Origin of the sequence: Erwinia sp. ErVv1, from assembly GCF_900068895.1 — a bacterium.
Classification (GTDB): Bacteria; Pseudomonadota; Gammaproteobacteria; order Enterobacterales; family Enterobacteriaceae; genus Erwinia.
The window spans coordinates 333,217-351,732 of the sequence record NZ_CDPK01000004.1 but is presented as its reverse complement, the minus strand read 5'-3'; the positions used below and the strand labels follow the sequence as shown (position 1 = coordinate 351,732).

At 57.2% G+C, this 18,516-nt stretch carries 14 protein-coding genes and 1 riboswitch; of the genes, 11 read left to right on the top strand and 3 right to left on the bottom strand.

Annotated elements, in window-relative coordinates:
• Positions 1-107: 107 nt before the first annotated feature.
• Positions 108-1,733 (top strand): Na/Pi cotransporter family protein, encoded by a 1,626-nt coding sequence (locus A1830_RS08655; protein ID WP_067704560.1) that lies wholly within the window; start codon positions 108-110, stop codon positions 1,731-1,733.
• Positions 1,734-1,897: 164 nt separating this feature from the next.
• On the top strand, positions 1,898-2,131 hold the full coding sequence (locus A1830_RS08650) for a hypothetical protein (protein ID WP_067704699.1): 234 nt from the start codon (positions 1,898-1,900) through the stop codon (positions 2,129-2,131).
• A 44-nt stretch (positions 2,132-2,175) separates the two neighbouring features.
• Here the strand turns inward: A1830_RS08650 and A1830_RS08645 are convergent, their stop codons facing one another.
• The 3 genes from A1830_RS08645 to A1830_RS08635 all read right to left on the bottom strand — a co-directional run bounded on the left by A1830_RS08645 (position 2,176) and on the right by A1830_RS08635 (position 6,772).
• Positions 2,176-3,096, bottom strand: a complete 921-nt coding sequence (locus A1830_RS08645; RefSeq protein WP_067704557.1) for a ketopantoate/pantoate/pantothenate transporter PanS — start codon at positions 3,094-3,096, stop codon at positions 2,176-2,178.
• A 65-nt stretch (positions 3,097-3,161) separates the two neighbouring features.
• Complete coding sequence (gene lysC / locus A1830_RS08640) at positions 3,162-4,514, bottom strand: lysine-sensitive aspartokinase 3 (protein ID WP_067704554.1); 1,353 nt, start codon at positions 4,512-4,514, stop codon at positions 3,162-3,164.
• A 95-nt stretch (positions 4,515-4,609) separates the two neighbouring features.
• A riboswitch (Lysine riboswitch) is annotated at positions 4,610-4,914 on the bottom strand.
• A 52-nt stretch (positions 4,915-4,966) separates the two neighbouring features.
• On the bottom strand, positions 4,967-6,772 hold the full coding sequence (locus A1830_RS08635) for a cation:proton antiporter (RefSeq protein ID WP_067704551.1): 1,806 nt from the start codon (positions 6,770-6,772) through the stop codon (positions 4,967-4,969).
• 218 nt (positions 6,773-6,990) lie between these two features.
• Here A1830_RS08635 and pgi point away from each other — a divergent pair, with 218 nt between their 5' ends.
• From pgi to A1830_RS08590, 9 genes are all read left to right on the top strand, one after another.
• Complete coding sequence (gene pgi / locus A1830_RS08630) at positions 6,991-8,640, top strand: glucose-6-phosphate isomerase (protein ID WP_067704549.1); 1,650 nt, start codon at positions 6,991-6,993, stop codon at positions 8,638-8,640.
• A gap of 777 nt (positions 8,641-9,417) precedes the next feature.
• Positions 9,418-9,666: an exopolysaccharide production protein YjbE gene (gene yjbE / locus A1830_RS08625; RefSeq protein WP_067704547.1), complete on the top strand. Its 249-nt coding sequence runs from the start codon at positions 9,418-9,420 to the stop codon at positions 9,664-9,666.
• Between the two features lie 77 nt (positions 9,667-9,743).
• Positions 9,744-10,391, top strand: a complete 648-nt coding sequence (locus A1830_RS08620) for a YjbF family lipoprotein (protein ID WP_067704543.1) — start codon at positions 9,744-9,746, stop codon at positions 10,389-10,391.
• Positions 10,388-11,143: a capsule biosynthesis GfcC D2 domain-containing protein gene (locus A1830_RS08615; protein WP_067704539.1), complete on the top strand. Its 756-nt coding sequence runs from the start codon at positions 10,388-10,390 to the stop codon at positions 11,141-11,143. Before A1830_RS08620 ends, A1830_RS08615 begins: the two co-directional genes overlap by 4 nt.
• Positions 11,143-13,239 carry a YjbH domain-containing protein gene (locus tag A1830_RS08610; protein WP_067704535.1) on the top strand — a complete coding sequence of 699 codons (2,097 nt, stop codon included), beginning with the start codon at positions 11,143-11,145 and terminating at the stop codon, positions 13,237-13,239. The genes A1830_RS08615 and A1830_RS08610 overlap by 1 nt, the downstream gene beginning before the upstream one ends.
• Positions 13,240-13,360: 121 nt before the next feature.
• On the top strand, positions 13,361-13,759 hold the full coding sequence (gene psiE / locus A1830_RS08605) for a phosphate-starvation-inducible protein PsiE (protein ID WP_067704532.1): 399 nt from the start codon (positions 13,361-13,363) through the stop codon (positions 13,757-13,759).
• 91 nt (positions 13,760-13,850) lie between these two features.
• Positions 13,851-14,378, top strand: a complete 528-nt coding sequence (gene ubiC / locus A1830_RS08600) for a chorismate lyase (RefSeq protein ID WP_067704529.1) — start codon at positions 13,851-13,853, stop codon at positions 14,376-14,378.
• Position 14,379: 1 nt separating this feature from the next.
• Complete coding sequence (gene ubiA, locus A1830_RS08595) at positions 14,380-15,261, top strand: 4-hydroxybenzoate octaprenyltransferase (RefSeq protein ID WP_067704525.1); 882 nt, start codon at positions 14,380-14,382, stop codon at positions 15,259-15,261.
• Between the two features lie 126 nt (positions 15,262-15,387).
• Positions 15,388-18,492, top strand: coding sequence for a hypothetical protein (locus A1830_RS08590; RefSeq protein WP_156484967.1), 3,105 nt, complete (start codon positions 15,388-15,390; stop codon positions 18,490-18,492).
• The last annotated feature ends 24 nt before the right edge of the window (positions 18,493-18,516 follow it).

The window sequence follows — 18,516 nt, the reverse complement described above, 5'->3', positions numbered from 1 at the left end:
CGCTGATTAAACACATTTTTTCACCAAATCGACTACGCTTAAGGCGGTAAGCGGGGCGGACAGAATCGCCCCGATGGTATGTTTGTGATGTAACGAGGTCGATACCGGTGTTAACCCTGCTTAATTTACTTTCTGCCGTGGCGCTGCTGATCTGGGGAACGCATATTGTGCGTACCGGGATTATGCGCGTTTACGGTGCTGATTTACGCCGCGTGCTGAGCCGCAGCGTGGCAAAAAAACCGATGGCGTTTATGGCGGGTATTGGCGTCACCGCGCTGGTACAGAGCAGTAATGCCACCACGCTGCTGGTGACGTCCTTTGTGGCGCAGGAGCTGGTGGGACTGACGCCCGCGCTGGTGATTATTCTGGGGGCCGACGTCGGTACCGCGCTGATGGCGCGTATCCTGACCTTTGACCTTTCCTGGCTTTCCCCGCTGTTTATCTTCTTCGGCGTGGTGTTCTTTCTGGGCCGTAAGCAGACGCGCGCCGGACAGTTGGGTCGCGCCAGCATCGGGCTGGGGCTGATCCTGCTGGCGCTACAGCTGATCGTCGCCGCCGCCACGCCGATTACTCAGGCCTCCGGGGTGAAGGTTATCTTCTCGTCGCTGACCGGGGACGTGATGCTGGATGCGCTGATTGGCGCGGTGTTTGCCATTATCAGCTACTCCAGCCTGGCCGCCGTGCTGATCACCGCAACGCTGACGGCCACAGGGGTTATCTCCTTCAAGGTGGCTCTGTGCCTGGTGATCGGTGCTAACCTCGGGAGCGGGCTGCTGGCGATGCTCAATAACAGCACCGCCAACGCGGCGGGCAAGCGCGTGGCGCTGGGCAGCCTGCTGTTTAAATTTATCGGCTCGCTGGTGGTCCTGCCGTTTGTGGATATCCTGGCCGTCTGGCTGCATAAGCTGCCGGTAAACGACGAAGAGCTGGTGATATTCTTCCACGTTTTCTACAACCTGATCCGCTGCCTGATTATGGTGCCCTTTGCCGAGCCGATGGCCAGGCTGTGCCGCCGCCTGATCCGCGAGGAGCCTGAGAGCGATCTGCGGCTTAAACCGCGCCACCTCGATCCCAGCGCGCTGGATACGCCCGCGCTGGCGCTGGCAAATGCCTCGCGCGAGACGCTGCGTATGGGCGACGTGCTGGACCAGATGCTGGCGACCTTCGCTAAGGTCATTCACGGCGAGGTGCGGGAGGATCGCGAAATTCGTCGGCTGGACGACGATGTGGACGTTCTCTATACCGCCATCAAGCTCTATCTCGCCCAGATGCCGAAGGAGGATCTGCCTGAGGACGACTCCCGCCGCTGGGCGGAGATTATTGAGATGGCGCTTAATCTGGAGATGGCGGGCGATATTCTGGAACGGATGAGCGGAGACGTGGCGGACAAATCCCTTAACGCCGGTCGGCCTTTCTCCGTGGACGGGCTGAACGAGCTGGATGCGCTGCTGGAGCAGCTCACCAGTAATCTGCGCCTGAGCCTGTCGGTGTTTTTATCGCAGGATATGACCAGCGCAAAACGGCTACGCCGCGCCAAGCATCGCTTCCGAATCACCAACCGGCGCTACTCGCATAAGCATGTCGATCGCCTGCACCAGCAAAACGTGCAGAGTATTGAAACCAGCTCGCTGCATCTGGGCCTGCTGGGCGATATGAAGCGTCTTAACTCGCTGTTTTGCGCGGTGGCCTACAGCGTGCTGGAGCAGCCGAATGATGAAAGGGATGAGGAGTAGGGCCGGGTCAGCCACGAGGGTATGCGGGAAAGTGCCTGCGCCTTCACCGCAAATCCAGACTGTTCTGGAATCTCTCTCTGTCACCTGTTCTTTCTGATAAAGAGCGCTATGCTCTCCTGTCTGACGATGGTGTATTTTTTGATTTTTTTGAGGATGAGATGGGTATGCGTAAACTTCAAGTATTTGTTGTGACCCTTGGCCTGCTGATGTCTGCAACGTCACAGGTTGAAGCGGCGGGCTGTATCAAAGGTGCCGCGGTAGGCGGCGTGGCGGGGCATATCAAGCATCACGGTGTAGCGGGTGCGGCAGCGGGTTGTGCCGTCGGTCATCATATGGCGAAAAAGAAAGCCAAAAAAGCGGACGAAAATCAGCAGCAGCAGCAGCAGAACGCGCAGTAAAGGGCGTTGAGGGATAACAGAGTCTGCGTTATCCCTCGTTTCCCTCAAAATTTCTTTTTGACGGGTTTACCCGACCAGTATCCTGCCAGCAGCGATCCGGAGAGGTTATGCCAGACGGAGAAGAGGGCGCCAGGCAGCGCCGCCAGCGGGGAGAAGTACAACTTGCCCAGCGTAGCGGCCAGCCCTGAGTTCTGCATACCGACCTCCAGCGCCAGCGTGCGACAGGTTGACTCGTCAAAGCCAAACAGCTTGCCGCCCCAGTATCCACCCAGCAGCCCGATGGCGTTATGCAGAATGACCGCCGCGATCACCATCAGTCCCACTGAACCGATAAAGCCCTGGCTGCCCGCTACCACCGCGCTGATGATCAGCAGAATGCAGACCATGGAAAACGCGGGAAGATACGGCTCCACGCGCCTGACCACGCCGTTGAGCGTATGGTGAACAATCAGGCCAATGCCGATCGGCACCACCACAATCTTGATAATACTCAGCAGCATACCGACCACATCAACCTGAATGTGGGTGTCTACATAGAGCTTAGTCAGCAGCGGCGTAGCGAACACTCCGACCAGCGCCGACACCGAAGAGATGGTCACCGACAGGGCCACGTCACCCTTTGCCAGATAGATCATTACGTTTGACGCGGTGCCGCTGGCGACGCTGCCAACCAGAATCATACCGGCGGCCAGTTCCGACGGCATATGAAAGAGCTTAGCCAGGCCCCAGGCGGCAAGCGGCATCACCAGATAGTGCAGAAAGGTCCCGGCGATAACCGGCGCGGGGCGCGTCAGCACCCGTTTGAAATCGTTGATATTTAGCGTCACGCCCATGCCGAACATAATCAGCATTAACAGCGAGGTAACCCATGGCCCAATGCTCAGAAAGGGGGCAGGGGAGTACCAGGCGGCGGCGGAGAGCAGGACTGCCCAGAGTGGAAACAGTCGCGTAACGGTGGCGAGCATAGCCAGACTTCCTTTTTTCAGTCGTTGTTGTGGTGTGCAGGATTTGCCATCAGCATTCGGAAGCGTTACTCGAACAAATTGTGATGCAGTTTCTGAATGACTTTTTCAGCGTCCTGGCCGGGGACCAGGAAGCAGAGGTTGTAGCTGCTGGCACCGTAGCAAATCAGGCGCAGATTGACCCCCTCCAGCACGCCAAACACCTCTTTACCTACGCCCGCGGCCTGGGAGAGCTTATTGCCGATCAGCGCGACCAGCGCCAGGTTCTCTTCCACCTCGACCCGGCACAGCGACGACAGCTCCGTTAGCAGCGCCTGCGTCAGCAGACTGGTGCCCGTTGAGGTGGAACCGGTAGTATCCAGCGTCAGCGCCACGCTGACTTCCGAGGTGGTTATCAGGTCAACTGAGATACTGTGACGCGCCAGAATATTGAACACTTCGGCCAGGAAGCCGCGCGCGTGCAGCATATTCAGGCTGTGCAGCGTCAACAGGGTTTGCTTGCGGCGCAGCGCCAGCGCGCGGAACAGCGGGGGATTCCGCGTCTGATTGCACACGCGGGTGCCGCCCGCTTCCGGGTCCCGGCTCGAGCCGACAAAGACCGGGATGTCGCTGCGCACCGCTGGCATCAGCGTGGCGGGGTGCAGTACTTTCGCACCGAAGGTCGCCATCTCCGCCGCTTCTTCGAAGGTGATTTCGTCAATGCGTTTCGCTGAGGGCACCACGCGTGGATCGGTGGTGTAGATGCCCGGCACGTCGGTCCAGATATCAATGCGGCTGGCGTGCAGCGCTTCGCCCAGCAGCGCGGCGGTATAGTCGCTGCCGCCCCGGCCCAGCGTAGTGGTGCGGCCTTTGGCTTCGCTGCCGATAAAGCCCTGGGTAACGATCAGCGCTTCTGCCATACGCGGGGCAAGCTGGGTCTGCACAAGGTCAGCAAGCAGCGCAACGTCAGGCTCGGCGCGGCCAAAGTGATCGTCGGTGCGCATCACTTTGCGCACGTCAAACCACAGAGAGGGGGCGTTGCGCTGGCGCAGCACTTCGACGAACAGCAGGCTGGACATCAGTTCACCGTGGCTGACCAGTTCGTCGGTCAGGGCGGTTGAGGTTGCCAGCGCCGCCGCTTCGGAGAGCATGGTAATGTTTTCCAGCACGCGATCAATTTCGTCACGGATAATCTCAGGCTGGGTGAGCTGGTCGATGATGGCATACTGAATACGGCGGATCTCGTCCAGCAGCCGGGCGCGCTGCATCTGCTCCTGGCCTTCAGCCAGCGTGACCAGCAGATTGGTCACGCCCGCCGAGGCGGAAAGCACCACCAAACGCGTACCCGGATTAGCAAGCACCACGTCGGCGCTGCGGTTCATGGCGGCGAAATCGGCCACGCTGGTTCCGCCAAATTTAGCCACTATCAGTGTTTGGGACATGTGTTGACATACCTCGTGTCAGGTTAGTTTCCATCAGCGTTGGCACAAGGGAGGAGCAGAAAGGGGGAAGACGTAGAAAAGCGTTTAACTACGCGTCACCCAGAAGCGCCCCACCTTGTTTACCCGCTTACCTGACGCGGCGGCTATGCTCTCTGCGCTAACTTACCGGTTCACTTTTAACAGTTTATCGGAACGCATTTGCCTGCCGCAACGTCAACTAATCAGGATAGGGCGCGGGATATCGTCGCACGCGCCCGGTGACAACCCAGGGGATTCAGCCCCTGTAGTCGATGCTCCCCACGCCGCAGGGTTCGCACCTCGGCGTCGCTCCCCCTGATGTGTTTTCGATGGATTCGGCTCCTCAAACACACTGCCTGGGCGACGCGCCTCTTCTGGCTTGCACATCAGATGCGCAAGTAGCCGACTACAAATATCGGGTTATGCGTTCGCTGTCAATCCCTGCCGGTTGAGGGGATCTCATTTTGCACCAGCGCAATCAGCGTGCAGGGGAGCGGCGGCGTCTGTTCACCCTTAACCGCACTCAGCTTTCCCTGCTCGTTATAAACAAACAGCGGGATCACCCCCTGGTTTTTCTCCAGGTACTCCAGCCAGCCAAAGTTTTCATTCAGCCGCGTGGCTTTGAGCGTCGCCCCCTTCGCCAGCAGGCTGCTCAGCCGGGCATAGGTCTGCTGCGGGCCAAACAACACTTCATGCCGGCGGAAGCGCGGGCTTTCACTGTCCCGTCGCCCCTTCAGCGTGGCCCCCGAGCGAATGGCGGCCACTTTATCGGCACCAAAAATATGGCTGAAGTGATAGACCGCCAGCGCGTTCTGATGGCGATTAGGGGACAGGGCCAGCACCTGCGCGGTGTCGCTGAGGTCGAGGAAGTTTTCTGCATACTCGGACCAGGCGTTGCCATACCACGCCGGGATCCCCTCCATGCGCGCCTGACGATAGTATTCCCAGCTGCTGTCGGTGACCCGAACCGGAATATCCAGCTTTTTGAGGGCCAGGGCCAGCGCACGAGCCACGCTGTTCGCCCCGATAATCAGCACGCCGTGAGGCTCGCGCTGCCTGACGCGCAGCACCCGCGCCAGTACGGCGCTGGTGAGGCTCTGTAGCACCACGGTGCCAATAATTACCGCAAAAACCACCGTCACCAGCCTGTCCGCGCCCTGATAGCCGATTTTTTCCAGCGTCAGCGCAAACAGCGAGCTCACGGCAGCGGCAACAATCCCGCGCGGTGAGATCCAGCTGAGCATCAGCTTTTCACGCCAGTGCAGGCTTGACCCCAGGGTCGAGGCGGCAATACAGAGCGGGCGGGCGATAAACTGCACCACCAGCAGCAGGCCAATCAGCGGCCAGCCCATCGCCACCAGCGCGCTGACGTCCAGCCGGGCGGCCAGAATAATGAACAGCGCGGAGATCAGCAGCGCCGACAGCTCCTCTTTGAACGCGATAATGTCCGTGAGATCGACATCGCGCATATTGGCCAGCCAGACGCCCATCACCGTCACCGTCAGCAGCCCGGACTCATCTGCAATGGCGTTGGAGAGGCCAAAGGCGGTCAGCATCACGGCCAGCACCGCAAAGTTTTGCAGGTATCCCGGCAGCCAGACGCGCTTCAGCGCGATGCCCAGCAGCCAGCCAAAGAGCGCCCCGGCAATCAGGCCGACGGCGGCGGTAAAGCCCAGCGTCCAGAACAGATGCGTTAAGGATTCAGCTTTCTGACGCAGGACAATGAATTCAAACACCATCAGGGTAAAAATAGCGCCAATGGGATCGATAAGAATGCCTTCCCAGCGCAGGATCTGATTGATGGCTTTATTAGGCCGCACTACGCGCATCAGGGGCGCAATCACCGTCGGGCCGGTCACCACGGTAACCGCACCGACCAGCGCTGCCAGCTCCGGGGGGAAGTTCAGCAGCCCCCAGCAGGCCACGCTAATGACCAGGAAGGTGAGCAGCATGCCAATGCTAACCAGATTACGTACCACGCTGCCGAGGCCGTCAATTTCATCAAAGCGCAGAGTCAGCGCGCCTTCAAAGAGGATGATGGCCACAGAAAGTGAGACTAAGGGGAAGAGCAGGCTGCCAAACAGCGCATCCGGCTGCAAAACGTGGCAAAAAGGCCCCAGGACAATGCCGAAAATGAGCAGGGGCAGAATGGCAGGCAATCGCAGCAGCCAGGCTACCCACTGGGCTACCAGTGAACTTAGTCCGATGATAACCAACAGCAGTGGGGCGGATAACTCCATAAAATTTTTCCTTTCGACGGTAAGAATAGTCATACTGAAAAGCTGAACGGCGTTAATCCCCGTCGCATGAATTATAAATAACCCCGGACAAAAGGGTGGGAAAATCCTGCCCCTGATAGTTTTAGCCTGTTGCAGCAAAAGAGGTGTTGCAGAAGACGCTTCCGCTAACATGGCGTCCGGTCTGATTTACGGTTCTTAAATAAAAAGAGTGTGTTGCTATGAAAAATATCAATCCGACACAAACCGCTGCCTGGCAGGCTCTGCAGCAGCATTATGAAGAAATGAAAGATATCAGCATCGCGGACCTGTTTGCCAAAGATGGCGACCGCTTTGCCAAATTTTCTGCCACTTTTGACGATCAGATGCTGGTGGATTTCTCGAAAAACCGCATTACTACCGAAACGCTTGAGAAGCTCCAGGCGCTGGCAAAAGAGACCGACCTGCAGGACGCCATTAAATCGATGTTCTCCGGTGAGAAGATCAACCGCACCGAAGACCGGGCGGTACTGCACGTGGCGTTGCGTAACCGCAGCAATACCCCGATTGTGGTTGACGGCAAAGATGTGATGCCGGAAGTGAATGCGGTGCTGGAGAAGATGAAGTCATTCTCTGAGCGCATCATCAGCGGTGAGTGGAAAGGCTATACCGGCAAAGCGATCACCGACGTGGTGAATATCGGTATCGGCGGCTCCGATCTCGGTCCGTTTATGGTCACCGAGGCGCTACGCCCGTATAAAAACCACCTGAATATGCATTTCGTCTCCAACGTTGATGGCACGCATATTGCCGAAACGGTCAAGGATCTCAGCCCGGAAACCACGCTGTTCCTGGTGGCGTCAAAAACATTCACCACCCAGGAAACCATGACCAACGCCCACAGCGCGCGCGACTGGTTTTTGAAAACTGCGGGCGATGAGAAGCACGTTGCGAAGCACTTTGCCGCGCTCTCTACTAACGCTAAAGCGGTGGGCGAATTCGGTATTGATACCGCCAATATGTTCGAGTTCTGGGACTGGGTCGGCGGACGCTACTCGCTGTGGTCAGCGATTGGCCTGTCAATCATTCTGTCGGTGGGCTTTGATAATTTTGAGAAACTGCTCAGCGGCGCACACGCGATGGACAGGCATTTCTCCACCACGCCAGCCGAGAAGAACCTGCCGGTGATCCTGGCGCTGATCGGTATCTGGTATAACAATTTCTTCGGCGCCGAAACCGAAGCGATTCTGCCTTACGATCAGTATATGCACCGCTTTGCGGCCTACTTCCAGCAGGGCAATATGGAGTCCAACGGCAAGTACGTTGATCGCAACGGTACGCCGGTTACCTATGAAACTGGCCCTATTATCTGGGGTGAGCCGGGTACTAACGGCCAGCACGCGTTTTATCAGCTGATTCACCAGGGCACCAAGATGGTCCCCTGTGACTTTATTGCCCCGGCCGTGACGCATAACAAGCTGGGCGATCACCACGCCAAGCTGCTGTCAAACTTCTTTGCGCAGACCGAAGCGCTGGCATTTGGGAAGTCGCGCGAGGTGGTGGAGAAAGAGTTTACCGATGCGGGCAAATCGGCCAGCGAAGTTGAACACGTGGTGCCATTCAAGGTATTTGAAGGTAACCGCCCCACCAACTCCATTCTGCTGCGCGATATCACCCCGTTCAGCCTGGGCGCGCTGATTGCGCTCTATGAGCACAAAATCTTCACCCAGGGCGCAATCCTTAACATCTTCACTTTCGATCAGTGGGGCGTTGAGCTGGGTAAACAGCTGGCTAACCGTATTCTGCCCGAGCTTTCCGGCAGCGAGCAGATCAGCAGCCACGACAGCTCCACTAACGGGCTGATTAACCGCTATAAAAACTGGCGCGGTTAATTAACCTCGCTCGCGCAGCGCGCTAAGCGGGTTTAAAGGGCCGGGGGGATCCGCTTCCGGCTCTGCTATCAGGTCTACAGGGCCGGGGAGGATCCGCTTTCGGCTCTGTTATCAGGTCTACAGGGCCGGGGAGGATCCGCTTCCGGCTCTGTTATCAGGTCTACAGCGGTCGCGCCATGCGGTTTGCACCGAGGTCTGTGGCTGCACCCCTTTATAGCATCAGCGCCAGCATATTCTGCGGTGGTCCTGGTTGACAGATCCGTATTAGCCCATCCCGCCCGCTAAATCACTCACCGGCGTTAGGAAAAGCCTTATGCCGCGCATAATTACCCCCAATATTTACTCAAGTCGCCTGCACGAGGATGAGGATATTCTTAAAACTGACCCATAAAGGGTGTTTTCTGGCAGGATAATTCTGAAACGTTTGTGCCGGGATTTCTGCGATCTGGCGCAAAGTTAATATCTAATTCGTTGAAAAATAACTATTATTAAGCTTTACCCCTCCTCACAAAGCCCGTTAAGCGATAGCTTCCCCTGAAAAAGTCATTAATGGCGAATGGTACTAATTAAAGCCATTAATTCAGTCATAAATTTCAATATATCGCATCATTTCGATAAACATCACCATATTAAGCTGAATAATCTCGATTTTCCGCGCGCGAAGACTCCCCCTTGCCAGCCAGGGGCGCTTCATGATTTCTGGTAATTTATTGCCTTATACTGAACGCGCCTGAAACTCTTCAGGCGATATCCATTCATTCAATGAAGGGAAATGCTATGAAAAAAGTCTTATGTGCTGCTGCAGCCATAGTGTACTTAGCGGGTGCTTCTGCTGCGTTTGCTGCACCAGAAGAGACCGGCACCGCAGCCGGTGCGACCGCGGGAACGCTTTCCACGGGAACCGCGACCGCAGTAGGTGTGGGTGCGCTTGGCGCACTGGTCGGCGTTGCGCTGGCGGCGAGTAGTGGCGGTAATGGTTCCAATACGGGTACCACGACCACCACAACCACAAGCACCACGCGTTAAGTACTCAAAATTAATCATAACCACACGCCCGTGTGGTTATTTTTCGACATTGTCAGACTTTTCAGGGACTCACACCGTTGCGCTACATACCACTGTTGTTTCTGTGCCTGTTTCTCCAGGCCTGTACCCAAACGCAAAAAGGGCTGGGAGAGACGGTTAAACTCGCCCTGCTTGGTCCGGATGATGTTCAGGTCTCCGATGAACAGGTTGAAAGCCTTCCCTATGCCAGCATGTATCTGCGCGTCGACGGCGGGCAGCGCATCTTTGTGGTGCTGGGCTTTGACGAAAACGGCCAGCAAAAATGGATCACCCGCGACCGCTCAATGGTGGTCACGCAGCACGGCCGCGTGGTCAAAACGCTGGGGCTGAGAGACAACCTGACTGAGGTGACAAACCTCCAGCAGGATCCGCTGGCCGATCCGCTGCATCTGACCGAGGGAGCAAGCTGGACGCGCCTGATAAGCTGGACAGAGAGCGGTAAATTCCGTGCCGGGACGGCCGTTTCCCACTTCAGCCGCCTGAACGATCGGGTACTTGATATCGCCGGTCGCCGCGTGGCCTGCCGGGTATGGCAGGAGAAGGTCTCCATCGCCGCAGACGGCAGCGCATGGACCAACACCTTCTGGATCGACACCACCACCGGACAGGTTCGTCAGACACAGCAGAAGCCCACCGGCGATGACTTCCTCGTTGAAACCACAATCCTGAAGCCCGCGAAATCATGAAAAAAATAACGCTACTCCTCGCAGGGATCTCACTTGGCGTCTCGCTAAGTGCTTATGCAGAAAGTCAGGTTACGGTGTACTCCCCCGGCCAGACGCAAACTTCCACTGTTGACCATGCACAAAACCTCGCGCAGCTGGTTTCCAGCCCGGCGCTGATGGGAAAAACCTGGTGGCCCGGGACGGTGATCGCTGAAAAGCTGGCAACGGCGGCGGCCATTCAGCAGCAGCAACAGCTGCTGGCGCGCCTGCAGGGCTGGAGCGCCCGGCTGCGTGCGGATGATGACGGCGACAAGGCGGCAGTGGTCGATAACCTGCGCCAGCAGATTGCGGCGGTGAGGGTCACCGGGCGGCAGATTGTTAACCTCGATCCTGACTGGGTGCGTATGCGCCCGGCGGAGAATCGCCGTCTTGAGGGTGACTACAGCGTCTATACGCTGCACAAACCTGTCACGCTGACCCTTGCGGGGCTTATCACCGACAGCGGCAAAACCTCATGGCAGCCTGGCCGCAGCGTGGTTGACTACCTTAATGCGCACGACCGCCTTTCCGGTGCCGAACGTAATACCGCCGTGCTGATTTCACCCGAGGGCAGGGTAACGGAGGTGCCAGTCGCCTACTGGAACCGGCGTCACGCTGAACCCGAAGCGGGTAGCACTATTTACGTTGGCTTCTCCTCATGGTCGCTGCCCGGCGATTATGACGATCTCAACCAGCAGATTGTTTCTGTACTGACGCACCGGATCCCTGACTGATGAAAAAAACCTGTCTTCTCAGCCTGCTGGCTGTCTCCGTTGCCTGTGCCTGCCAGGCGCAGGCCGCGACCTTTGCCGATCCGGTTGGGCCATCGCAGTCTGACTTCGGCGGGGTTGGCCTGATGCAGGTGCCGACCGCGCGTATGGCAAAAGATGGCGAATTTAGCCTCAACTACCGCTATAACGACCAGTACCGCTTCTATTCTTCATCGGTGCAGCTGTTTCCGTGGCTGGAAGCCACCATCCGCTATACCGACGTAAAAACCCGCCGCTACAGCGCCGTGGACAGCTTCAGTGGCAATCAGAGCTATAAAGATAAGGCGTTCGATCTTAAAGCGCGGCTGTGGCAGGAGGGCTACTGGCTGCCGGAAGTCTCAGTCGGGGCGCGTGACCTGGGCGGTACCGGCCTGTTCGACAGCGAATATGTCGTGGCGACCAAGGCCTGGGGACCGTTCGACTTCACCCTGGGGATGGGCACCGGCTACCTTGGCAACAGCGGCACGGTAAAAAATCCGTTCTGCCAGGCCGACAGCAGTTTCTGTAATCGCTCGAACGGCAACGGCACGGCAGGATCGGTTAACGGTAAGGACCTGTTTAAAGGTCCGGCCGCGATCTTTGGCGGCGTGGAGTATCAGACGCCGTGGCAGCCGCTGCGCCTTAAAGCAGAGTACGAAGGCAACGATTATCAGGATGATTTTGCGGGCCGCCTGGAGCAGAAAAGTAAAGTTAACGTGGGCGCAATCTATCGCCTCAGCGACTGGGCCGATGTCAACGTCAGCTACGAGCGCGGCAACACCTTTATGGCCGGATTCACGCTGCGCACCAACTTTAACGATCTGCATTCTGCCGCCGCTGACGTGCCGAAACCGGCTTATAAGCCTCAGCCGCAGGGCAGGTTCCTGGAGCCAACCGTCGTCGCCAGCCAGCTGACGGATCTGAAATATAATGCCGGGCTGAACGGTCCGAATTTACAGGTGAAGGGCAATACCCTGTATGCCACCGGCCAGCAGAGTAAGTACCGCAACACGCAGGAAGGGGTCGATCGCGCCAACGTGATCATGATGAACAACCTGCCTGCCAACGTTGATACGCTGAACGTGACGGAAACCCGTAGCAATATGCCGCAGGTGACCACCGTAACCCGCGTTGACAGCCTGCGCCAGCAGCTGGAAGGCTATCCGCTGGGTAAAGAGAAAACCCTCGATCAGCAGCGGGTGGAGCCGGTCGATCCGGGCCATACCGAGCAGGGCTACCATATTGATGCAGACCGGCTGGACTACAGTCTGGCGCCGGTACTGAATCAGTCGGTCGGCGGCCCGGAGAGCTTCTACCTCTATCAGGTTGGGGTGATGGCCAATGCCAACTACTGGCTCACCGACCACCTGCTGCTGGACGGCAGCGTATTTGCCAACCTGGCGAATAACTATGACAAATTTAACTACAACGGCGCACCGACCGACTCCACGCTGCCGCGCGTGCGTACCCATATTCGTGATTACGTCGAAAATAACGTCTATGTGAATAACCTACAGGCTAACTACATGCACGCCCTGGGGAATGGCTTCTACGGGCAGATGTATGGCGGCTATCTGGAAACGATGTACGGCGGCGTGGGGGGCGAAGTGCTCTACCGTCCGCTGGACTCTGACTGGGCGTTTGGTATTGATGCCAACTACGTTAAGCAGCGTGACTGGGACAACATGATGCAGTTTACCAGCTACCACGCAAAAACCGGTAATCTGACCGCCTACTGGCGTCCCTCTTTCTTCAACAATCAGGTGTTGGTGAAGGCGAGCGTCGGGCAGTATCTGGCCGAGGATAAAGGCGCGACGATCGATGTCTCACGTCAGTTTGACAGCGGTGTGATAGTCGGCGCTTACGCCACCAAAACCAACGTGTCGGCGGAAGATTACGGCGAAGGGGACTTCACCAAAGGCTTCTACATCTCGATTCCGATGGATCTGTTTACCGCCTCACCAACGCGAGGACGCGCTCAGGTTAACTGGACGCCGCTGACGCGCGACGGTGGCCAGATGCTCGGTCGTAAATACCAGCTTTATGATATGACCTCCGATCGCGATATCGATTTCCGCTAACCTGCCGCAGGCCGCGTCCCTACGCGGCCTGCAACTAAACTTGTGAACTTCATCACACTAAAGCATATTATCCGTGCCAGGACTTTCCTGACGAATAACGTGTTTTTTTGAGGAAGTTTGCATGATTACCGCTTCGCGTATTGCCTGGATTTTACAGATGGTGCTGAATATTGGCCTGATTATGCTGGCCTGTATTCTGGTGGTTTTTTTAGGCAGGGAAACGTTTCATCTGGCCAATGTGCTACTGAATACCGGGGAGCAGACCTCCTCCTATCTGCTGATCGACGGCATTGTTATCTATTTCCTCTATTTCGAGTTTATCGCGCTTATCGTGAAGTATTTCCAGTCCGGCTACCACTTCCCGCTGCGCTACTTCGTCTATATCGGCATTACCGCCATTATCCGGCTGATTATTGTCGACCATGAAAACCCGTTAGACACGCTGGCCTACGCCGTGGCGATCCTGATCCTGGTGATCACCCTGTGGCTGGCGAACAGCAATCGTCTGAAGCGTGAGTAGTCAAAATTTCCGATAATGGCACCCGCAGCGGTGTACCCGATCGGCGACTGCGCTACACTATGGCACCGAAATTTTTATCCGAGGACGCCGTATGGCTGATAACGCGCTGGCACAACTGCGCGCCATGGCATGGCTGCCTGTGACTTCGTCGCTGCTCACGCCCCCTCTGCTTGACTGGCTGATGGAAGAAGACTCAATGACCCGGCGCCTGGAGCGGCACTGCAGCCAGGTGACCGTGGAGGTCCAGCAGGAAGGGTTTATTCGCGCCGGGGAGGCGGGCGACGAGGTCGCCCTGCTGCCCGCAGAGACCCGCTACTGGCTGCGTGAGATCCTGCTATGCGGCGACGGCGTACCCTGGCTGGCTGGCCGTACCCTGGTACCAGCGTCAACGCTGAATGGCCCGGAGCAGATGTTACAGCAGCTGGGTACGCGCCCGCTGGGACGCTACCTGTTTGCCTCTTCCACGCTGACGCGTGACTTTATTGAGCCAGGGCAGGTTGATGGGCTGTGGGGGCGTCGCTCACGCCTGCGCCTCTCCGACAAGCCGCTGCTGCTGACCGAGCTGTTTCTACCCGCTGCCCCCCTTTACTCATCCCACCCAATGGACAGGAGCCTGTAGCATGGAGAGAACGTTCCCCGCGGGTAAACTCCAGGCCTACAGCCGACTGATGCGTATTGATAAGCCCATCGGGTCGCTGCTGTTGCTGTGGCCAACGCTGTGGGCGCTGTGGCTGGCGGGCATGAGCCTGCCCCCGCTGAAGGTGCTGCTGGTCTTTGTGCTGGGCGTATTTTTTATGCGTGCGGCGGGCTGTGTGGTAAACGATTTTGCCGACCGCAAAATTGACGGCCACGTTAAGCGTACCGAGGGGCGACCGCTCCCCAGCGGCGCAGTCACCTCCAGGGAGGCGAAACTGCTGTTTGCCGGACTGGTACTGGTGTCGTTTTGTCTGGTGCTGACGATGAATACCATGACCATCTGGCTCTCACTGGGCGGCCTGGCACTGGCCTGGGTCTATCCGTTTATGAAGCGCTACACGCATCTGCCGCAGGTGGTGCTGGGCGCTGCGTTTGGCTGGGCCATTCCCATGGGCTGGGCTGCGGTGAGCGAAACGGTGCCGCCAGCCTGCTGGCTGGTGTTTCTGGCGAACGTTTGCTGGACGGTGGCCTACGATACGCAGTATGCGATGGTTGACCGCGACGACGATCTGAAAATCGGCGTGAAGTCTACGGCAATCCTGTTTGGTCGCTTTGACCGACTGATTATCGGGCTGCTACAGCTGGCCACGCTGGTGCTGATGGTCATTACCGGCTGGATGCTGCAGCTGGGTAGCCTGTTTTACCTCTCTGTTCTGCTGGCGGGCGCGCTGTTTATCTACCAGCAAAAGCTGATTGTCGACCGGGAGAGAAAGGCATGCTTTCAGGCCTTTCTGAATAATAACTACGTGGGCCTGCTGCTTTTTGCCGGCATCGTTCTCAGCACTGCGCCGCTGGCGGGCGGCTAACAGAAGGGGCCGGAGAGAGCGTAGGCGGCTAACAAAAAGGGTTGGGAGAGGGCGGGCAGAGCATTTTAGGGAACCCGTCCTGATTAAAAACCACACAGTTTCTTTTATAAGAAAAGGTGTGAAGCCATGAAATCACTTTCGGCTGGCGCAAATCCTGCGCCACCCCTACAACCTCTGTCGCCTGGCGCAAACTCTGCGCCAGCCCAACAACCTGTGCAGCTGGCTCCCACGGAGCGCGACCGTATTAGCGCCCGCTTACGCACCGGCGAGGCGCATCAGGGTGGTCGCCCGATCGCCCGCCGTCAGAGCCTGGACAATGGCTCTCCCCCTTTGCACCTCCAGCAGCAGATTGCTGATGTTGAGAAGCAGATAAACGCGGCGCGTGCGAAAGACGACCTGGACGGCGTTCCGGGTGCGCTCAGTCTGGATTTATATAAGCATCTGGTGACGCAGCACCGCTATGAAAAAGCCGCCACGGCCGATCTGCTCGGGTCGCAACCCTGGAAACGTATGCGCTGTGCGCAGTTGCAGAGCACGCCAGGTGGCGAGGTGGCTGCCGCCCAGTATGGTCTGGGGTTTGCTCACGACGATAGCGGTGGCAAAGCGCCTTTTAGTAAGCTGGACTTAGCACATGAGATGAACGGGTACTATCAGCGTATGGCTCCCTCCGGGGATACGACCCTCCTCTGTGAGCATCTTTATAAGCGGCGATATCCCCAGGCTAAGCAGCAGGATCAGCACTTCGTTAACAGCGAGTTTATGGCGGATAAAATTCTTAAAGAGTTTCACGCGCGGGGACACAATCATGGTCCGATAAAAGCGGAACAGGTTGCGCCCGGTATTGTTGCGATCGGCTGTACCAGCAATAAGGACTGGCAGGCGATAGATATTTTAATCGATAAATTTGGTGCACGTCCGTCAGCGTACCAGGTCGCACGGCATGCCGCTGTGCCACAGGGTAAACCCAGTCCACAGATCAGCGATCCCCGGGTGCAAAATCTTCAGATGATCAGGGCGCTGGGCTCATCCGATCCACAAGGTACCCTCTCGCAGCTCCGCCAGGTTCCCGATATCCTTAGCACGGCGACCTTAGCGCACGCCGATGCCGATATGATTCTCACATTGCTGCATACGCTGACGGTTCCGCACCTGGCACAGAGGCATCAGCACAACCCGCTGGTAGCGCAGGGATTACAGGGGATACGGCATATCGCTGATTCCATGCCCGCGCTGGCAACGGACAGTACCCGTTTTGGTAATGCGCATCGCGCACTGATGGAAGAGCTGCAGGTTGTTTTAAGCGCGGTACGTCCCTATGCTCCGGGGGCGTTCAAATCCTTTGCATCACACCGCATCCGCGAATCGCTCTCACAGCAGCAGGCAGCAAAATTAGCGCCGCCTGAAGCCTTTTTACTCTCTTCCGGCATGCAGGCGCTCACGGAAGGCATCGACACCGCAACGATGGCGACAGGTGGCCGTCTGGCACCCCTGATGAATGGCAGCAAAAGTTCGCAGTTTTACTATGAAGCTCAGGAGTATGCCGACAGCTTCGATACGCCTCCCGATTCAGATCCCCACGACGCCGCATTTTATACTTCCCTGAGCGACAGCTTTGTTCCTCACAGTAGCCAGCCCGAGCACAGCTGGGCACTGAATGACATTATTGAGGGTATCGGGCAGCAGATTGAGGCGCGTAAAAACAAAAATGCGCCGCTGAACGTTGTCATCGACACCACGATTGAAAAAGGGGGTGAGATGAAAGCGCTAATGGACAAGTTTGCTCCTGCGCTAGCCGACAACCAGCTTCGTTTGCTGCTTTGTAAGAGCCATCAAAAGTTTGCCAATCTGGGGGCATCAAAAGTGCTGGGAGGAAGCATAATCCTGGTTGGCGCGAAGACCCCGGAAAATGAAAGCGCGCAGGCGGATTTCAGACGCTACGAAGCGAGCCAGAACTGGTTTGGCAATGATGAAAGCCAGCTGCTGACGCATCTCACCGGCGCAGCCATAAAATCTGAACCCGAGATGTTAAAAACCGCCATTGATAATGCCAATTTTGTCGTTAAGCACTGCTTTAACGGAGAAAACGGTCATACCCGCTTCGCCGGACACCGCCCCGATAAACCCTTCGCGATGTTTGATAGTTTTACTCACCAGCCCGATGAGCGTTTACCTAAACTCCTGATACGCGGTGATAGCGACGAAACGCTGACCCTTAATTCGGTTGACATGGTTGATGGTAATCTAATCCGCGCCAGGGGCTCTTTTGGTTTTACCGAAAGCAATATGGGGGGAATTGGCACTCTGCCTGGCTATGACGGCAAGATGATGCGTTTATCCTTTGGTCAGGAGAACAAGCCCGAGCTGATCGAGCGGTTCTGGATGCTGAGCAGAGAGATGCAGCTCGACAGGCCCCCCTTCACCGCGCAGGCCGCGCGGGATCTGGCCAATAAGCTGGTGAATGATGCTCTGACGCCGGAGCAGCAGCAGAAGCTTTTACATAAGCCTCTGAGCGAGAGGCTACGCCAGGTGGGGAAAAACGAAGCCACGCCGTTAAGCGACAGCCAGCGAAATACCGCCGGGGTGAGTGAGCTGCGGGCAAACGCCGCCGTTTCTCATGGGTATACGCTCAATAAAGTCGCGTCGATTGTCGGGTACCTTAACTTCCTGCTAAGCAGCCGGGACGTGATGACAGAGATGGCCGACTCGGACGATCGTCAGGCGCTGCACGATTTGATCCTTGGGCTGACGGAATCAGGTATGCCCGGCGTGTCCCGTACGGGGCAGGAACAGGCGGTGATGCTGCAGTGTCAGCTAAGCCTGGAGGATATGTGGAATAGCGAGCCGGAGATGCGGCGCTTTGGCGCTAACAATCTGGTTGCTACCCTCGAGAAAAGTCATCTCAGCCGTAGCGTGGGGATCGTTGATGAGTCGCTCCCGAATCAGGCCTGGCAGGAGTTGTCGCAGGCGCACAAAGACAGGCTGATGAATGCCATCTTTAGCAGGCTGGATGTTAACAGCCAGCTGGAGTTTCTGCACAGCAACAAAGAGCGGGTAGCGTGCAGCCAGTTTACCGAGGCGTGCGCGATGCAGCTGGCCGGCAGGCTGCGAAATACGCCCCCTCAGGAAACGGCCCGGCACTGGCAGGGTACCATCGCGCAGGCGATGATAGCTCACGGGATTATTGAGCCAGAACCAGAGCCTGCTCAGGGCGATGATCCCTCATCGCCCTGATTATCAGTTATGCGACAGGCTACC

Excerpts from the sequence above, each read along its gene's own strand:
- A1830_RS08650 (WP_067704699.1), top strand. The coding sequence starts at position 1,898 with ATGCGTAAACTTCAAGTATTTGTTGTGACCCTTGGCCTGCTGATGTCT.
- A1830_RS08645 (WP_067704557.1), bottom strand. The coding sequence starts at position 3,096 with ATGCTCGCCACCGTTACGCGACTGTTTCCACTCTGGGCAGTCCTGCTC.
- lysC (WP_067704554.1), bottom strand. The coding sequence starts at position 4,514 with ATGTCCCAAACACTGATAGTGGCTAAATTTGGCGGAACCAGCGTGGCC.
- A1830_RS08635 (WP_067704551.1), bottom strand. The coding sequence starts at position 6,772 with ATGGAGTTATCCGCCCCACTGCTGTTGGTTATCATCGGACTAAGTTCA.
- pgi (WP_067704549.1), top strand. The coding sequence starts at position 6,991 with ATGAAAAATATCAATCCGACACAAACCGCTGCCTGGCAGGCTCTGCAG.
- yjbE (WP_067704547.1), top strand. The coding sequence starts at position 9,418 with ATGAAAAAAGTCTTATGTGCTGCTGCAGCCATAGTGTACTTAGCGGGT.
- A1830_RS08615 (WP_067704539.1), top strand. The coding sequence starts at position 10,388 with ATGAAAAAAATAACGCTACTCCTCGCAGGGATCTCACTTGGCGTCTCG.
- A1830_RS08610 (WP_067704535.1), top strand. The coding sequence starts at position 11,143 with ATGAAAAAAACCTGTCTTCTCAGCCTGCTGGCTGTCTCCGTTGCCTGT.
- psiE (WP_067704532.1), top strand. The coding sequence starts at position 13,361 with ATGATTACCGCTTCGCGTATTGCCTGGATTTTACAGATGGTGCTGAAT.
- ubiC (WP_067704529.1), top strand. The coding sequence starts at position 13,851 with ATGGCTGATAACGCGCTGGCACAACTGCGCGCCATGGCATGGCTGCCT.
- ubiA (WP_067704525.1), top strand. The coding sequence starts at position 14,380 with ATGGAGAGAACGTTCCCCGCGGGTAAACTCCAGGCCTACAGCCGACTG.
- A1830_RS08590 (WP_156484967.1), top strand. The coding sequence starts at position 15,388 with ATGAAATCACTTTCGGCTGGCGCAAATCCTGCGCCACCCCTACAACCT.